This window comes from Microbispora cellulosiformans (assembly GCF_008728085.1).
Taxonomy (GTDB): domain Bacteria; phylum Actinomycetota; class Actinomycetes; order Streptosporangiales; family Streptosporangiaceae; genus Microbispora; species Microbispora amethystogenes.
This window is the reverse complement of the sequence record NZ_VYTZ01000011.1, coordinates 144,024-159,756: the sequence shown is the minus strand read 5'-3', so window position 1 is coordinate 159,756 and position 15,733 is coordinate 144,024. Positions and strand designations below refer to the sequence as shown.

The following is a 15,733-nucleotide window of genomic DNA, read 5'->3' as shown; positions in this document are numbered from 1 at the left end:
GCCGGCCGCTCAGGGCATGCTCTGGGCGGCTGCGGCGCAACGGCAAAATCTACGCCGTAAAGGGCGGCACGGTGTGTTCCTGCCGGCGCCGCCTCGTGGTGGCGGCGCCGGGGTGGCTCAGGTTGTCATCGCAGGTACGCCGAGAGGCCGAGTCGCTGGTCGCGTACGGCTCCGGCGACGAGGCCGGCGATCTGGCGGGCGCCGTACGCCTCGAAGTGGGTGTGGTCGTTGGCGAAGAAGGCGCCCACCGGGCCGGAGGTGTAGTCGCCGCTGTACGGACAGAAGCGCAGGCTGTTGTAGAGGGTGTAGCTCAGCTTGTGCAGGTCGATGACCGGGGTGCCGGTGGCGGAGCCGACGTCGAAGGTCTCGGTCAGGAAGCCGCGGTTGGGCGTTGCGGTGCTTCCGCTGCAGGTCAGCGCGGCCACGGGGGTCACCAGCACGGGATTGGCGCCGCGCTGCTTCGCGGCGCGGACCATGGCGGTGAGGAGTTCGCGATAGCGGGCGGAGCCGACGTGCCGGGGGCAGGTGGGGGAGCCGTCGTTGATGCCGAACTGGATGAACAGGTAGTCGCCGGTCTTCATCCCTGTGGAGGCGTCGAGCATGGACTGCCAGCGGGCGGCGTAGGCGGTCGAGCTGAGAACGCATTCGCCTGAGGAGTTGGTGTTGCTGGTGACCGCCGACTCGTACAGCCAGGTCTGGATGCTGCGGCCGCCGACGGCGTTGTTCGTCACAGTGGCGTTGGCGGTGAGGTACTGGCTGAGCTCGCGGCCCCAGCCGACGATGGGGTCGCCGGAGCTGTTGGCGACGGTGGAGTCGCCGGCCAGCCAGACTATGATCTTGCCAGGGCTCGGGCTCGCGCTCGGCGTCGGGCTCGGGCTCGGCGTCGCGCTGGGGCTCGGGCTCGCGCTGGGGGAGCGGGTCGGGGAGGCGCTGGGGCTGCTGGTGACCCCGCCGGTGCAGGTGACGCCGTTGAGCGCGAAGCTCGCCGGCACCGGGTTGGCGGAGCTCCACGAGCCGTTGAACCCGAAGTTCGCCGACCCGTTGCCCGGGATGGTGCGGTTGTAGTCGACGTTCTTGGCGGTGACGTTCGCGCCGGTCTGCGTGACCGTCGCGTTCCAGGCCTGAGTGACCTGCTGGCCCGTGGAGAAGGTCCAGGTCAACGTCCAGCCGTTGATCGTGTCGCCGAGGTTGGTCACGGTGACGTCCGCGCCGAAACCACCGGCCCACTGGTTGGTGATCCGGTAGGTGACGGCGCAGCCGGTGGCGGCGCCGGCGGGTGATGTGCCCACCACCCACGTCAGCGCCCCCGTCAGGACCGCTGCAGCGGATGCGATCGCCGTGGCGGCGCGCCGCCGGAACATGCTCATCTGCGGTTGTCTCCTTCTCGGGCGCTCCGCCGGTCAGGGGGCCGGCACGGCGTGGTGGGCAGAAGTGGATCTCAGACACGGGGTCGTACGGTGGCCGCGTGATCGGCGGGACCGCGTCAGGTCAGCGTGCAGGCGGCGCCGTTGAGGGTGAAGGAGGCCGGGGTGGAGTTGGCGCCGTTGGCGGTGGCGGTGAAGCCGACCGTTGTGGAGGCGCCGGGCGCGAGGGCGGGGCTCCACGTGGGGTTCGTGACGGTGACGGCTGCGCCGGTCTGGGTGAACGTGCCGTTCCAGCCCTGGCTGACCTGCTGGCCGTCGGAGAACCTCCAGCCCAGCGCCCACCCGTTCAGGGTGCTGCTGCCGGTGTTGGTCACCCGTACCTCGCTCTGGAAGCCACCGGGCCACTGGTTGGTCACGGTGTAGTGCACGGCGCACGCGCCGACTTGGCCGCTCGGGGTGGCGCTGGGCGTCGCCGAGGGCGTGGGGGAGGGGGAGGGGGTGCGGCTGGGCGACGCGGAGGGCGTCGGGGTCGGGCTGGGAGTGGCGGGCGGAGCGAGGTGAGCGGCCACGATCGGCGCGAGTTTGGCCGCGATGGCGCGGTGCCCGGCGTCGTTGGGGTGGACGCTGTCGGACAGGCCGTCGGACGGCACCCATCCGTCGGTGGGGACGAAGAAGACGTTGCGGTCACCGGCGTTGTTGACGGTCTGCACCGCGGCCTGGGTCTGCGGGACGAACCGCCCGCGGAAGGTCTGCAGGGCCAGGATCGCGGCCTTCGGATACTTGCTCCGGATGGTGCGCAGCAGGCCGACGTAGGAGTCCTGGAACTGCGTCGTGGACACGCCGTGCCCGGCGTCGTTGGTACCGAGATTGATCACGACGACGTCCGCCTGGTAGCGGGCGAAGTCGTGGTCGACGGCCCCGTCCGCGGCGCTGACCTTCACGAAGCGGCGGTCCAGGCCGACGCAGCCGTCGGCGGTGCTGACCAGGCAGGCGCCCCCCTCGGCGACCTGCATGTGGTCGAGCCCGAGCTGTTCGCCGACCAGCCATCCGTACGCGGTGAGGGCGTTCTTCGAGGTGGTGGTGCCGACCGTGATCGAGTCGCCGACGAACTCGACCATGCCCTTGGCCGGTTGGGCGGGCAGGGTGCGTGCGCCCGAGTCGAGCACCAGCCCCTGGAACACCGCATCGCCGTGATAAGAGCCGGCCACCACCCGGTAGGACACGCGCAGGGTGTGGTTGCCCGCCGAAAGCGGGGTGGCGGTGAGATTGACCGTGCCTCGTACGTTCTGCAGGTAGACGTCGGGGCGGCCGTCGATGCTGTAGTAGAGGTCGATGGTGTTGCGCTGCTTGAGTTTGACGGTGGTCCCGGTGAACCCGGTGGTCAGATAGGCCCCGGCCCAGCCGGGGACGTAGGCGCCGCTGTCACGGGTGTCCCAGCGGCCGACGAAGCGGATGTTGGGGTCCGTGGGTGTCCCGTCCCCAGCGGCGGCCTGCGCTCCGGGTGGCGACGCGAGCGCAGTCGCGACGGCGGCGACGACGGTGCCGACGGCGACGGCCAGGCGTGTGAACTTCATGGCGATCCGTTTCTCAGCGGGGTGTGTACGGCCCGGCAGTCGGCGGGGGCCGAGAGGTGATGGTCGCTTGGGGTCGGGTCGTCGCCGGGAGGCTTCGGTCGCGGTGGGTGATCCCAGTTCGCTGCGGGCGGCGTGGCCGCGCGCCGATGGCGTCCGGTCCCCGGTACCGGGCGGCGGGGAGATGATCACGTTGCGGCTACCCGGCGGGCCGCCGTCACGGATCGGGCTGACGGCCAGAGCAAACGTTTCATGAACCGTCCAACTCGGTGGGGGGCCGGCGTCAAGAGACGCTAAAAACGCGAACACGCAGGTGTCAAACGTCCTCTGACGTCGTGTCGTGTAGACGCGAAGGGGGCGTTGTTTCCTTTCAGGTCAGCCCCGCGAAGGCCGCCGGCGGCGTAAAGTCCACGCCTGAAACTTTCGTTCCTTGGGTACTTTCCGCCCGTCGGTGCCAGCCCTTCGCACCTTCCCCCATGGCTCAACGCGCTTGCTCGATCACGTGTGGTGAGGCACACTGGGAGGTGCCGCGCCCCTGGGAGTGCGGAAGTGAGGCCGGGACTACCGAGGGATATCGGGTGCCCGGCCTTCGCGCGTTGAAATCAATCCAGGCAGATGACCCGGATACGGTCGGCGAGTACCTTGAAGCATTGTGGTTGCCCATCGAGCCACCATGTGGTGGCGCCTGCGAAGGCGTCGGCTGCCCAAAGCAACGGCTCGTCGTAGGGCGACGCCCAGCACACTTCCATGGTCAGCGAGATGCGAAGCGAACGACGCATGCTTGTCAGGAGGCTCCTGTCGAGCCGGTCGTCGGCGTAGCGGCTTTCCAGAGTCACTCTCTCCACGCATTTCGAGTCGAGTTCGTAGAGCAGCCGTTCCAGGCAGAGGCGTCTCGCCCGTTCATGCCGGACGCTCCTGTCGTGCACATGTACGGGTGACGATGCTGTCCAGGGAGAGTTCTGTCAGTGTTCGGCTTATGTCGAGCCGATGAGCCGGAGACTCGTCCCGCCAGTGCAGGCGGCGCTGTTTGCCGAGGCGGAGAGCCTGGAGGGTCAGGCGGACGTCGTCGCAGTCGGCGAGGTCCACGATGACCGCCGCCATCGCGTAGACGCTGTGGTCGCCGGGGCGGCGGCGAAGGCTCTCGTCGACGAAAGCGGCAAGCACTGCGTAAAGATGCCGTCACTCCATGTGAGATTGCGCGAAGGTTGCTCGAACGGCAGTGCGGGTGGCGCATGGCAGGACACGCACGCTGTGAGCGACTCGCTGAAGTGACTATGGCGCCTGGAGCAGCTGGGTCAGGGGAGCGGTCGTGATCATCGTGCTCGCCGCCTTGGAGAGCTCTTCGTCGAAGGTCACGAGCGCGTCCGCCTGGAGCCGGGTCAGTGCGATGTACTCCGCCCTGTACGTGTCCGGCCAGCCCAGCGTGTGGGCGACCTCCCAGGCGACGGACTGGAGCACGCGGTCTCCGAGCAGCCGGATGCGCAAGGAACGGATGCCGTCGAGGATCGTCCTCGCCGTCCGCTCATCGACGTCGCCTCGGCGGACGGAGCCGTACACGAGCGCGAGTGCCTGGGATCGCAGCAACGCCGGCGCGAGCAGCGCATGACCCGGTGGGATCGCCAGACCGTCGGTCGCGAGCCGGACGGCGACCGGAGCGTCGAGGACGAAGCGTGTCATGCGAGCAGCCTCCCATAGCACCACCGGCTCGCCGCACTACCGGTTGCTGCGAGGTCACGCCAGTTCGGTGGTAGGGCGGCGGGGGGCGCGGGGGACCGCGGGGCCGTACCCCAGTCGCATGATCATCTGGATGTGCCCGCGCCGGTGGTGGGGATCGCTGCGATGACGCATGTCGCGGAGGTCGAGCGGCTGGTTGAGGAACGAGGCCGAGATCCCGTGGAGGGTCGCGGTCAGCAGCAGGCGCTGCAACGCCTGGCCGGCGCGCAGCCAGTCGACGGGGCGGTCGCCCGCGGTGGTGAGCACCGCCAACTGGGGGCGGGACTCGAAGTGGACCGGCTCGCGCCCTCCATGCTGCCCGAAGTCGCGGACCGGCGCCGGGTCGTCGGCGCAGCGAGGGCCCTGCGCATAGGACGGCAGGCCGTCGCAGCGGCTTCCGCCCGTCGTCCACGCCCGCAGCTCCGCCCGGTAACCGCTGTCCCCGGACAGCTCGTCGTCGGCGACGGCGACGCACTCCAGCAGATCCGCCGAGGCACGCGGGTCGAGCACGACCAGGGCGGCCCCCTCACAGGCGGCCGCGCGGCGCAGGTCGGCGAGCACATGCCGGGGAAGCCGGCGCTCGCCGAACGGCTCCCGGTTGGTCCGGCGCAGGCCGATGGAGTCGTACAGCTCCCGGGTCCGCGAGAGGGCGGGCCCGTACGGCGACGCATGGACGGCGGCCAGGAGCCGAGGTTCCCCGGCGGTGTTCGGCAGCAGCCGGACCAGCGGCCGGTGACCGGTCGTCCATACGGCGAGCCGGAGGTTGAACAGGGCGGCGCCGCAGCTCACGTGCAGCGAGCGCCCCCGGGGGTCGCTGGCTCGGAGCCTCCGGTCGGGGTCGGCCAGCAGCTCGGCGCACTCGCCCCGGACCGTTCTGAGCCGCCAGGGCTGGGTGTTGAGCACCGAGGGCGCCTGTCCGGTGGCGGTGATCAGCCGCCGGACGGCGAGGTCGGTGGCGAAGGGAGGCATCATGGCACACCTTCTCGTGGAGTCCGCGACGCGCTCACGCGCCTCGGCAGGGGAGCTCTCCGCTCGTGACCACCATGACCGCTTGGTCACGCCGACAGTCTTTTCACCGTGCCGGTCCGGCGGCAGGGTCCGAGGGACCGGCAGATGGGGACTTCCGTCGCCGGACGGCGGGACCGATCACTCTTGTCAGGCCGGGCCCGCGCCCGGTGCACACCGGAACCGATGACCTTGGTCCTGGGGGACGGGGTCCTTGTGCGGCGGCCCGGGAGGGGCGGCCGCAGAAGGATGAGGGTGACAAGCCGCCCTGACCCCATGAGGTGATCGAGATGACCGACTCCCCGACCGGAGGCGCGCTGCCGACCATCGTGCCCGCCACTGCGTCCGCCAGTGTGCCCGCCGCTCTGCACGCCGCGATCGACACGCTCGTGACGGGTGCGCTGAAGGCACTGACGGAGTACGAGTCCTTCACTCAGGAGCAGGTGGACCACATCGTCAAGAAGGCGTCCGTCGCGGCGCTGGACCGGCACGCGGCGCTCGCCCGTCTGGCGGTCGAGGAGACCGGACGCGGCCTGTTCGAGGACAAGGCGGTCAAGAACATCTTCGCCTGCGAGCACGTGACCCACAGCATGGCCGGCCTCAGGACGGTCGGCGTCGTCTCCCGCGACGAGATCGACGGCATCGTCGAGATCGCCGATCCGGTCGGGGTGGTCTGCGGCGTCACGCCGGTCACCAACCCCACCTCGACCACGATCTTCAAGGCCCTGCTGGCGCTGAAGACCCGAAATCCCATCGTGTTCGCGTTCCACCCGGCGGCCCAGCGCTGCAGCGCCGAGGCGGCCAGGATCGTCCGCGACGCCGCCGTCGCGGCCGGTGCGCCCGAGCACTGCGTCCAGTGGATCGAGGAGCCCTCGCTGGAGGCGACCGGCGCACTGATGCGGCACGAGGGCGTGTCGGTCATCCTCGCCACCGGTGGGAACGCCATGGTCAGGGCCGCGTACTCGGCGGGCAAGCCGGCCCTGGGCGTCGGGGCGGGCAACGTCCCCGCCTACATCGAGCGGACGGCCAAGCTGCGCCGGGCCGTGCACGACGTCGTGCTGTCGAAGACGTTCGACAACGGCATGATCTGCGCCTCCGAGCAGGCCGTCATCCTCGACGACGAGATCCACGACGCCGCGCTGGCGGAGTTCGCCCGGCTCCACGCGTACGTCGCGACGCCGGAGGAGAAAGCGAAGCTGGAGGAGTTCGTGTTCGGGGTGACCGCGCGCGGCGCCTCCTGCTCCGAGGCGAGACTCAACCCCGACGTGGTGGGGCGGTCTCCGCACTGGATCGCCGAGCGGGCCGGGTTCGCGGTGCCGCCGGACACCTCCCTGATCCTCGTCCCGGTGGACGAGGTCGGCCCGAACGAGCCGCTGACCAGGGAGAAGCTCTGCCCGGTGCTCGCCCTGCTGCGGGCCCGCACCCGGGAGGAGGGACTGGTCCTCGCCGAGCGCATGGTCGAGTTCGACGGCCTCGGGCACAGCGCCGTCATCCACACCGAGGACGCCGCGCTCGCCGAGAGGTACGGCACCAGGGTCAAGGCGGTGCGGGTCATCTGGAACGCCCCCGCCTCCCAGGGCGGCATCGGCGACATGTACAACGCGTTCCTGCCGTCGCTGACCCTGGGCTGCGGCAGCTACGGGCACAACTCGGTGTCAAACAACGTCTCCGCGGTCAACCTGCTCAACATCAAGCGGATCGGGCGGCGCAACAACAACATGCAGTGGTTCAAGGTGCCGGCGAAGATCTACTTCGAGCCGAACGCGATCCGCTACCTCGCGGACATGCCGGACGTGCACCGCGTCACGGTCGTGACCGACGCCGTGATGACCCGCCTGGGGTACGTCGACCGGGTCGTCGACGTGCTCCGGCGGCGCCCCGAGCGGGTGGCGCTGCAGATCATCGACGACGTCGAGCCCGAGCCGAGCGTGGCGACCGTCGACAGGGGCGCCGACGTCATGCGCGCGTTCCGGCCCGACACCATCGTCGCTCTCGGCGGCGGCTCGGTGATGGACGCGGCGAAGGTCATGTGGCTGCGCTACGAGCACCCCGAGGTCGTCTTCGCGGACATGAAGGAGAAGTTCTTCGACGTCCGCAAGCGCGCGTTCCGGTTCCCGGCCCTGGGTGAACTCGCCCGGCTGGTGTGCGTGCCGACCACCTCGGGCACGGGCGCGGAGGTCACGCCGTTCGCCGTGATCACCGACACCGCGACCGGCAAGAAGTATCCGCTGGCCGACTACGCGCTCACCCCGAGCGTCGCGATCGTGGACCCGGTCCTCGCCGCCGACCTGCCCCGGGTGGTCACCGCCGACAGCGGCTTCGACGCCCTCACCCACGCGATCGAGTCGTACGTGTCGGTGTACGCCAGCGACTTCACCGACGGCCCCGCCCTGCACGCCATCAGGATCATCTTCCGTTACCTGGAGCGGGCGGTCACTCGCGGCGCGGCCGACCCGGAGGCCAGGGAGAAGATGCACAACGCCGGCACGATCGCCGGCATGGCTTTCGGCAACGCCTTCCTCGGGATCGTGCACGCCATGTCCCACACGCTCGGCGCCACCTTCCACGTGGCCCACGGGCGCACGAACGCAATCCTGCTCCCGCACGTCATCCGCTACAACGGCACCGTCCCGTCGAAGCTGTCGGGCTGGCCCAAGTATGAGGACTACCGCGCCCCCGAGCGGTTCCAGGAGATCGCCCAGACGCTGGGCCTGCCCGCGGCCACGCCGGCCGAGGGGGTCGAATCGCTCGCCGCGGCCGTCGAGCGTCTGCGCGACGCGGTCGGGATCGAGCGGTCCTTCCAGGACATCGGCGTCGACGAGAAGGCGTTCGTCGACGCACTCCCGCAGCAGGCGCTCAACGCGTACGAGGACCAGTGCGCGCCGGCCAACCCCCGGATGCCGATGCTGGAGGACATGCAGGCGCTGATGCGCGCCGCCTACTACGGGTCCTCCCCGGAGTAGGCACCCGTCATCGCGGCACCGCATCCCGTCCGCTGTATCCCAGCCCCCGCGGCCGGCCTCCACATCGAGGCCGGCCGCGGGGCCGCCGCGTCGCCCGCCGCACTCGTCCACTCCTGTCATCCGTCAAGAGGCACCGTCCACTCCAGGCGGGCGCCGCCGCCCTCGGGAGAGGTGAGGGTAAGGGCGCCGCCGAGTCGTCCGGCGCGGTCGGCGAGGTTGCGCAGGCCGCTGCGGCGCCCCTCGGCCGGGATGCCGACGCCGTTGTCCTCCACCACGAGGACCAGGCGGCCGTCCCCGGCGTGGACGACGACGTCGGCGCGGGTGGCCCTGGCGTGGCGGACGAGGTTCGACACGGCCTCGCGCAGGACGGCGAGCAGGTGTTCGGCGATCTCGGCGGGCACGTCGTTGTCGAGCCGGCCCTCCAGGCTCAGGCCGGGCATGAAGCCCAGGTGCCCGCGGGCGCTTTCGACCAGGTCGACGACCTGGGCGCGCAGGCTGGGGGAGTCGTCCTCGCGCGGCGTCTGCAGAGCGAAGATGGTCGAGCGGATCTGCCGGATGGTGGTGTCCAGCTCGTCGATGGCGCTCTGCAGACGGGAGGAGGCCTCGGGGCGTTCGACCAGCCGCACCGTGCTCATCAGGGTCATCGCGACGGCGAACAGCCGCTGGATGACCACGTCGTGCAGGTCCTTGGCGATGCGGTCGCGGTCTTCCAGCAGGCCGAGCCGCTCGGCGTCCCTGCGCGCCTCGGCCAGCTCCAGCGCGACGGCGGCCTGCCCGGCGAAGGCGTGCAGCGTGCGCAGCTCCGACTGGCTGAACGGCATCCGTCCCGGGCGTTTGGCCAGAGCGAGCACCCCGCGTGCGGTCCCGGCCGCGCCCAGCGGCACGGCCGCCACGGGTCCCACCGACGGATCGTCGGCCCAGACGAGACGCACCTGGTGGTGGTCGAGATCGTCCAGGGCCAGAGGTTCCCCGCTCAGGAAGACTCTGCCGGCGAGCGAGCCATCGACCGCGACCTCGTCGTCAGCGAGCCGGGCGCCCGGTCCGTCCGCGTCCGGCCCGTCCTTGCCCGGCCCGACATCGCGCAGCGCGACGCGCAGCACGTCGCGCGCCCCGTCCGGAAGCAGGATCGCCACGGCGTCGGCGTCGGCCATCTCGCGGGCGCGCCCGGCGATCAGTGTGAGGACCTCCTGTGGCTCGCCGCCCGACAGCAGCCGGGTGGTGATGTCCGAGGACGCCTGCAGCCAGGTCTCCCGGCGGCGGCTCTCCTCGTACAGGCGGGCGTTCTCGATCGCGACGCCCGCGGCGGTGGCGAGGGCCACCACGATCGCCTCGTCGTCCTCGTCGAAGTCTCCGCCGCCGCGCTTCTCGGTCAGGTAGAGGTTGCCGAACACCTCGTCGCGCACGCGCACCGGCACCCCGAGGAAGCTGCCCATCGGGGGATGGCCGGGCGGGAAGCCGTACGACTCGGGATGCTCGGAGATGTCCGCCAGCCGCAGCTTCTGCGGCTCCTTGATCAGCAGGCCGAGCAGGCCGAGGCCGTGCGGCCAGTGCTCGATCCGGGCGATCTCCTCCTCGCTCAGCCCGACGGGGACGAACTGCACCAGCGTGTTGTCCTCGCCGATCACGCCCATCGCACCGTAGGTCGCGTCCACCAGGGTGGCGGCGGTCGCCACGATGCGGCGCAGCACCGTCTCCAGGTCGAGGTCGCTGCCGATCGACACGACCGCCTCCAGCAGCGCGTGGACCCGATCCCGGGTGGCCAGCACCGCCTCCAGACGGCTCTGCAGTTCGGCCAGGAGATCATCCAAGCGCATGCTCGGAATCAGCGAAGTGGGCTCCTTCTCCGTCATGGTGCGCAGTTTCGCATCGCGGACATGCCAGTGCCCACCCCCGGGACCGGGGGTGGGCACTGGAGCCGGCCGTGAGATCAGGCCTGGTTCACTTGAGGATCGGGAAACGGCGGACCAGGGGGGTGGCGGCCCAGATCCTGCCGAGCCCGAAGGTGGCGCCGGCTCCGCCCAGGGCGAGGCCCGCGAGGACGATGGCGTAGACGATGTGCTCGTCCATGAAGGGGTTGGTGGTCAGCGGGAGTTCGGCCGCCCACATCATCAGCAGGAGGAGCCCGCCGGCGGCGGCGGCGATGCGCATGCCCACACCGAGGATGAGCGCGGCGCCGATGCCGAGCAGGCCGGTCATGAACAGCCAGTCGACCCAGGCCTGACCGGCGAGGGCGCCGAACAGGTCGCCGAAGGTCCTGTCCGCGGTGCCCTTCAGGAAGCCGGTGGTCGGGCTGCCGCCGTTGATCCACGCCTTGGCGGCGGGGGTGGCGAAGCCCCAGCCGAACAGCTTGTCCAGGAAGGCCCACAGGAACACCCAGCCGATCGCGATCCGGGCGGCGGCCCACACGTACCGGACCGGGCCGGCGCCGGTGGTGGCGGGGATCGTCTCGTCATTCGTGCGGGGGGCGGGGACGGTGACCGGGACGGTGGGAGCGGCGGGGTGGAGGTTGTGGTTCCTCCGGTTACGTCCTTCGGTGATGGCCATGACGGGCCCCTTTCAACGTTTTCGCGTCTGCTCTCTTCTCAACACCTCAAGAAAACCGCGATCACGGGCCGCGCCGCAGGAGCCGTACGGCACCCTCCAATCACCCCGAAGTCCCGTGCTCGTGGGACTTTCGGCCCAAGTGGGGCGGACACCGTGTGTCGTCACGATCACAGGGCCCTACGACTGGCCGGGGCGGGTCCTGGGTCTCTACCCGCCCGGCCCTCCCGGCGGGAACCTGCGATCGACAGTCCCCCGAGAAAGGAGGCCCGGTCATGACACGGGTGCTGGTCGCTTACGGGTCCAGGCGAGGCTCGACCGCGGAGATCGCGGGCTGGATCGGCGACACCCTGCGCGATCAGGGGCTTGAGGCCGAGGTGGCGGACGCCGGGGCGGTCCGCGATGTGACGCCGTACGACGCGGTGGTGCTGGGCGGCGCGCTGTACGCGGGACGCTGGCACAAGGACGCCCGTCGCTTCGCCCGCCGGCACGCCGCGGCGCTGTCGGGACGGCCGGTCTGGCTGTTCAGCAGCGGGCCGCTCGACCGGTCCGCGGACGAGGCGGAGATCCCGCCGGTTCCCCAGGCGGCCCGGGCGTCGGCTGCTCTCGGCGCACGTGAGCACCGGACGTTCGGCGGGCGGCTCGCCCGCGACGCCGAGGGCTTCCTCGCATCGAGGATCGCCGAAAGGACCGGAGGCGACTACCGCGACCCGGATGGGGTGTGCGCCTGGGCGCGACAGGTCGCCGAGCAGGTGGCGGCCACGCGGGGGACGGAGGTCTGACCTGCTCCTCGCACCACCACCAGATCACGTGGTGGCCACTTGCTCCTCCGGGCCGCCGGGGTGCTCGGGCGGCGGCGCTCACGCCGTCCGGGCACGGCGGTCGGGCACGGGGGCGCGGACGGTCATCGGCGTCCCTGGCCGGCGCCGGGTGCCGCGACATGCGCCACAACCGGCCCGCCGTGAACGGCGCGGCGGTACGCCTCGCGGGCGGTGGCGCGGATGAGTTCCGGATGGGCGGACGCGGTGGGGCGGATGCACACGTAGATGTGCACCATGCCGTCGATGTCCGCGAGGCGCACGTCGTCCACCGCTCCGGTGAACTCTTCCCGCAGGGCCTCCCGCACGGCTCGCCGTACGAGTGGGCCGGTGGCCTCTTCTCGGTTCTCGTCGTCGTCCTGCAGGCGGGGGAGCCGGCGGGGGCCGGTGTTCAGGATCGTCATGACTCGACCCTGCCGCCGGACGTCCGGTGCGGGGAGGGCCGAAGGTCCCCGGGCCCCGCGCTGAACGTCGCTGCCGGTCCCGGCCGCGATCGGCTCACGCGTCGAGTGCCCGGCCGGTCAGACACTGGTGACGCCGTGGGCGGCGAACTGGGCGTGTACGCGATCGAGCAGGGCGCGGTCCGGCGGCCTGACGTCGGCTAGGGGGAACGTGAGCCCGAGCCGGGCGTACTTGCCGGCGGCCATGCGGTGGAAGGGCAGCACGTCGACCCGTTCGACGTTGCCGAGCGTCGCGACGAACCGGGCCAGGCCGTCAACGTTCTCCACTTCGTCGGTGAGGCCGGGAACCAGGACGAACCGCACCCAGACCGGACGGCCCAGATCGGCCAGCCGGCGGGCGAAGCGCAGGGTCGGCTCCAGGCTCGCCCCGGTCAGCCGCCGGTAGCCCTTCGGGTCGTACGACTTGATGTCGAGCAGCACGAGGTCGGTGTCGGCGAGCAGCGCGTCGCTCGCGCGGTCGCCGAGGAAGCCCGAGGTGTCCAGCGCGGTGTGCAGGCCGCTCTCATGGCAGCGGCGCAGCAGTTCGCCGGTGAAGCGGGGCTGCAGCAGCGGTTCGCCGCCGCTGACCGTCACCCCGCCGCCCGCGACGGAGATGAACCGGCGGTAGCCGTCCACCTCGGTCATGACCTCGTCCACCGTGACCCGGCGGCCGTCGCGCATCCGCCAGGTCTCGGGGTTGTGGCAGTAGAGGCAGCGCAGCGGGCAGCCGCAGGTGAACACCACGAAGCGGGTGCCGGGACCGTCCACCCCGACCGACAGGTCCCACGACTCGATGACGCCGGAGCCCGCCGCCGGCTCCGCCTGGCAGAGCTCGGCGGCTGCGTCCCGGCGGAGCCGGGCAGTGGACTCGTGGCGGAGCCGGGCAATGGAGTCCTGGCGGAGCCGGGCGATCGGCTCGTTCAGCTGGCTGTCGCGCATCACAGCCGTCCGTGGAACGTGCGGTCGATCACGTCCTGCTGCTGCTCGCGGGTGAGCCGGACGAAGTTCACGGCGTAGCCGGAGACCCGGATCGTGAGCTGGGGATACTTCTCGGGGTGGTCCATCGCGTCGACCAGCGTGGCCCGGTCGAGCACGTTGACGTTCATGTGGAAGCCGCCCGCGTCGAAGTAGCCGTCGAGCACGCCCACCAGGTCGGCGACCCGGTCCTCCACCGTACGGCCCAGCCCTTCGGGGGTGACGGTGCTGGTCAGCGAGATGCCGTCCTGCGCCTGGTCGTAGGGGAGCTTGGACACCGACAGCGCCGACGCGACCAGCCCGTGCCGGTCGCGGCCGTTCATCGGGTTGGCGCCGGGCGCGAACGGCGTGCCGGCCCTGCGCCCGTCGGGGGTGTTGCCGGTGTGCTTGCCGTAGACCACGTTGGAGGTGATGGTGAGCACCGACTGGGTGTGCTCGGCGTCCCGGTAGGCCGGGTGGCGGCGGATCTTGTCCATGAACGCCCGCACCAGGTTCACCGCGATGGCGTCGGCGCGGTCGTCGTTGTTGCCGTACGCCGGGTAGTCGCCCTCCACCGCGTAGTCCACGGCGAGCCCGGTCTCGTCGCGGATCACCCGCACGGTCGCGTGCCTGATGGCCGAGAGGCTGTCGGCGGCCACCGACAGGCCCGCGATGCCGCAGGCGAGCGTGCGCTTGACGGGATAGTCGTGCAGCGCCATCTCGATGCGCTCGTAGGCGTACTTGTCGTGCATGTAGTGGATGACGTTCAGCGCGTTCACGTACGTCTTCGCCAGCCAGTCCATCATCCGGTCGAACGCCGCCGCGACCTCCTCGTAGTCGAGCACGTCACCGGTCAGCGCGGGGTAGGCCGGGCCGATCTGCTCGCCGGTCATCTCGTCGCGCCCGCCGTTGATCGCGTACAGCAGGGTCTTGGCGAGGTTGACCCGGGCGCCGAAGAACTGCATCTGCCTGCCGACGGGGGCGGCCGAGACGCAGCAGGCGATGGCGGTGTCGTCGCCGTACGCCGGCCGCATCAGCTCGTCGCTCTCGTACTGGATCGAGCTGGTCTCGATGGACAGGCGGGCGCAGAACCGCTTGAACGGCTCGGGCAGCCGCGGCGACCAGAAGACGGTCAGGTTCGGCTCCGGCGCCGGGCCGAGGTTGCGCAGCGTCTGCAGGTAGCGGTAGCTGGTGCGGGTGACCAGCGGTCTGCCGTCGGCGCCGATGCCGCCGATCGACTCCGTCACCCAGGTCGGGTCGCCGGAGAAGAGCTGGTCGTACTCGGGAGTGCGCAGGAAGCGGACGATGCGCAGCTTGACCACGAAGTCGTCGACGAGCTCCTGGGCCTCCTGCTCGGTGAGCCAGCCCTCGGCGAGGTCCCGCTCCAGGTAGACGTCCACGAAGGTGGAGGTGCGGCCGAGGGACATCGCCGCGCCGTTCTGCTCCTTGACGGCGGCGAGGTAGGCGAAGTACAGCCACTGGATCGCCTCGTGGGCCGTCGCGGCGGGGTGGGAGATGTCGTGGCCGTAGGAGGCGGCCATGGTCTTCAGCTCGCCCAGCGCGCGGATCTGCTCGGCCAGCTCCTCCCGGTCGCGGATGACCGCGTCGGTGGAGAACTCCCCGTCGAGCGAGCGCAGTTCGGCCCGTTTGGCCTCGACCAGCCGGTCCACGCCGTAGAGGGCGACGCGCCGGTAGTCGCCGATGATGCGCCCGCGGCCGTACGCGTCGGGCAGGCCGGTGATGACCCCGGCGCGGCGGGCCGCCCGGATCTCGGGGGTGTAGGCGTCGAAGACGCCGTCGTTGTGCGTCTTACGATACCTGGTGAAGATCTCCTTCACCTGGGGGGCGAGCGCGTACCCGTACGCGGCGAGGCCGTTCTCCACCATCCGCAGCCCGCCCGCGGGCATGATCGCCCGCTTCAGCGGGGCGTCGGTCTGCAGGCCGACGATCAGCTCGCGGCCGCAGTCGATGTAGCCGGGCCGGTGCGAGGTGATGGAGGAGGGCGTGGCGGTGTCCACGTCGTACACCCCGCGCCGCCGCTCCTCGGGGAACAGGGCCGACACCTCCGCCCACACCGCGCGGGTCCGCTCGGTGGGGCCCTCCAGGAACGACTCGTCGCCTTCGTACGGCGTGTAGTTGGCCTGGATGAAGTCGCGCACATCGACCCGCTCACGCCAGGCCGTGCCGCGGAAGCCGCGCCACGCGCCGTGCGCGGCCGCCTGCTCCCTGGCCCCGTGCTCCCTGACCCCATGCTCGCCGGGCTGTGTGACCGTCATCGTCGGCCCCTCTCGTCGGTGTCCGCTTTCACTGTCGTTCCTGCGGTCGTCCGTCTCGCCGAGCAGAGGTCACCGATCACGAGGACCA

Annotated in this window: 13 protein-coding genes; 2 read left to right on the top strand and 11 right to left on the bottom strand. The window is 71.0% G+C overall.

The features are described from left to right. Positions 1–125: 125 nt before the first annotated feature. The 6 genes from F5972_RS27450 to F5972_RS27425 all read right to left on the bottom strand — a co-directional run bounded on the left by F5972_RS27450 (position 126) and on the right by F5972_RS27425 (position 5,620). Positions 126–1,367, bottom strand: coding sequence for a cellulose binding domain-containing protein (locus F5972_RS27450; protein WP_225311945.1), 1,242 nt, complete (start codon positions 1,365–1,367; stop codon positions 126–128). A 116-nt stretch (positions 1,368–1,483) separates the two neighbouring features. Beyond that, the gene (locus tag F5972_RS27445; protein ID WP_191910333.1) at positions 1,484–2,938 is read right to left on the bottom strand and encodes a cellulose binding domain-containing protein; all 1,455 of its coding nucleotides are present in this window, start codon (positions 2,936–2,938) and stop codon (positions 1,484–1,486) included. A gap of 599 nt (positions 2,939–3,537) precedes the next feature. Continuing rightward, positions 3,538–3,771, bottom strand: coding sequence for a hypothetical protein (locus F5972_RS27440; protein WP_150937323.1), 234 nt, complete (start codon positions 3,769–3,771; stop codon positions 3,538–3,540). Positions 3,772–3,835: 64 nt separating this feature from the next. Next, a complete protein-coding gene (locus F5972_RS27435; RefSeq protein ID WP_150937321.1) occupies positions 3,836–4,099 on the bottom strand; it encodes a hypothetical protein in 264 nt (87 codons plus the stop codon). A gap of 108 nt (positions 4,100–4,207) precedes the next feature. Then, positions 4,208–4,612 carry a type II toxin-antitoxin system VapC family toxin gene (locus F5972_RS27430; RefSeq protein WP_150937319.1) on the bottom strand — a complete coding sequence of 135 codons (405 nt, stop codon included), beginning with the start codon at positions 4,610–4,612 and terminating at the stop codon, positions 4,208–4,210. Positions 4,613–4,666: 54 nt separating this feature from the next. Beyond that, complete coding sequence (locus F5972_RS27425; protein WP_150937316.1) at positions 4,667–5,620, bottom strand: Acg family FMN-binding oxidoreductase; 954 nt, start codon at positions 5,618–5,620, stop codon at positions 4,667–4,669. A gap of 323 nt (positions 5,621–5,943) precedes the next feature. Here F5972_RS27425 and adhE point away from each other — a divergent pair, with 323 nt between their 5' ends. Then, positions 5,944–8,616, top strand: a complete 2,673-nt coding sequence (gene adhE / locus F5972_RS27420) for a bifunctional acetaldehyde-CoA/alcohol dehydrogenase (RefSeq protein WP_150937315.1) — start codon at positions 5,944–5,946, stop codon at positions 8,614–8,616. Positions 8,617–8,732: 116 nt separating this feature from the next. Here the strand turns inward: adhE and F5972_RS27415 are convergent, their stop codons facing one another. Further along, the gene (locus F5972_RS27415) at positions 8,733–10,466 is read right to left on the bottom strand and encodes a sensor histidine kinase (RefSeq protein ID WP_150937313.1); all 1,734 of its coding nucleotides are present in this window, start codon (positions 10,464–10,466) and stop codon (positions 8,733–8,735) included. 88 nt (positions 10,467–10,554) lie between these two features. After that, the gene (locus F5972_RS27410) at positions 10,555–11,160 is read right to left on the bottom strand and encodes a DoxX family membrane protein (RefSeq protein WP_150937311.1); all 606 of its coding nucleotides are present in this window, start codon (positions 11,158–11,160) and stop codon (positions 10,555–10,557) included. Between the two features lie 272 nt (positions 11,161–11,432). On the opposite strand from F5972_RS27410, the gene F5972_RS27405 reads away from it, so the two are divergent. After that, positions 11,433–11,939, top strand: a complete 507-nt coding sequence (locus tag F5972_RS27405) for a flavodoxin domain-containing protein (RefSeq protein WP_150937309.1) — start codon at positions 11,433–11,435, stop codon at positions 11,937–11,939. Between the two features lie 122 nt (positions 11,940–12,061). On the opposite strand, the gene F5972_RS27400 is transcribed toward F5972_RS27405, so the two are convergent. From F5972_RS27400 to pflB, 3 genes are all read right to left on the bottom strand, one after another. Further along, positions 12,062–12,379 (bottom strand): hypothetical protein, encoded by a 318-nt coding sequence (locus tag F5972_RS27400; protein WP_150937307.1) that lies wholly within the window; start codon positions 12,377–12,379, stop codon positions 12,062–12,064. A gap of 117 nt (positions 12,380–12,496) precedes the next feature. After that, a complete protein-coding gene (pflA, locus tag F5972_RS27395; RefSeq protein ID WP_150937305.1) occupies positions 12,497–13,354 on the bottom strand; it encodes a pyruvate formate-lyase-activating protein in 858 nt (285 codons plus the stop codon). After that, positions 13,354–15,645 (bottom strand): formate C-acetyltransferase, encoded by a 2,292-nt coding sequence (pflB, locus tag F5972_RS27390; protein WP_150937303.1) that lies wholly within the window; start codon positions 15,643–15,645, stop codon positions 13,354–13,356. Before pflB ends, pflA begins: the two co-directional genes overlap by 1 nt. Positions 15,646–15,733: the final 88 nt, after the last annotated feature.

Excerpts from the sequence above, each read along its gene's own strand:
- F5972_RS27400 (WP_150937307.1), bottom strand. The coding sequence starts at position 12,379 with ATGACGATCCTGAACACCGGCCCCCGCCGGCTCCCCCGCCTGCAGGAC.
- F5972_RS27405 (WP_150937309.1), top strand. The coding sequence starts at position 11,433 with ATGACACGGGTGCTGGTCGCTTACGGGTCCAGGCGAGGCTCGACCGCG.
- F5972_RS27445 (WP_191910333.1), bottom strand. The coding sequence starts at position 2,938 with ATGAAGTTCACACGCCTGGCCGTCGCCGTCGGCACCGTCGTCGCCGCC.
- pflB (WP_150937303.1), bottom strand. The coding sequence starts at position 15,645 with ATGACGGTCACACAGCCCGGCGAGCATGGGGTCAGGGAGCACGGGGCC.
- F5972_RS27425 (WP_150937316.1), bottom strand. The coding sequence starts at position 5,620 with ATGATGCCTCCCTTCGCCACCGACCTCGCCGTCCGGCGGCTGATCACC.
- F5972_RS27450 (WP_225311945.1), bottom strand. The coding sequence starts at position 1,367 with ATGAGCATGTTCCGGCGGCGCGCCGCCACGGCGATCGCATCCGCTGCA.
- F5972_RS27415 (WP_150937313.1), bottom strand. The coding sequence starts at position 10,466 with ATGACGGAGAAGGAGCCCACTTCGCTGATTCCGAGCATGCGCTTGGAT.
- pflA (WP_150937305.1), bottom strand. The coding sequence starts at position 13,354 with ATGCGCGACAGCCAGCTGAACGAGCCGATCGCCCGGCTCCGCCAGGAC.
- F5972_RS27430 (WP_150937319.1), bottom strand. The coding sequence starts at position 4,612 with ATGACACGCTTCGTCCTCGACGCTCCGGTCGCCGTCCGGCTCGCGACC.
- F5972_RS27410 (WP_150937311.1), bottom strand. The coding sequence starts at position 11,160 with ATGGCCATCACCGAAGGACGTAACCGGAGGAACCACAACCTCCACCCC.
- adhE (WP_150937315.1), top strand. The coding sequence starts at position 5,944 with ATGACCGACTCCCCGACCGGAGGCGCGCTGCCGACCATCGTGCCCGCC.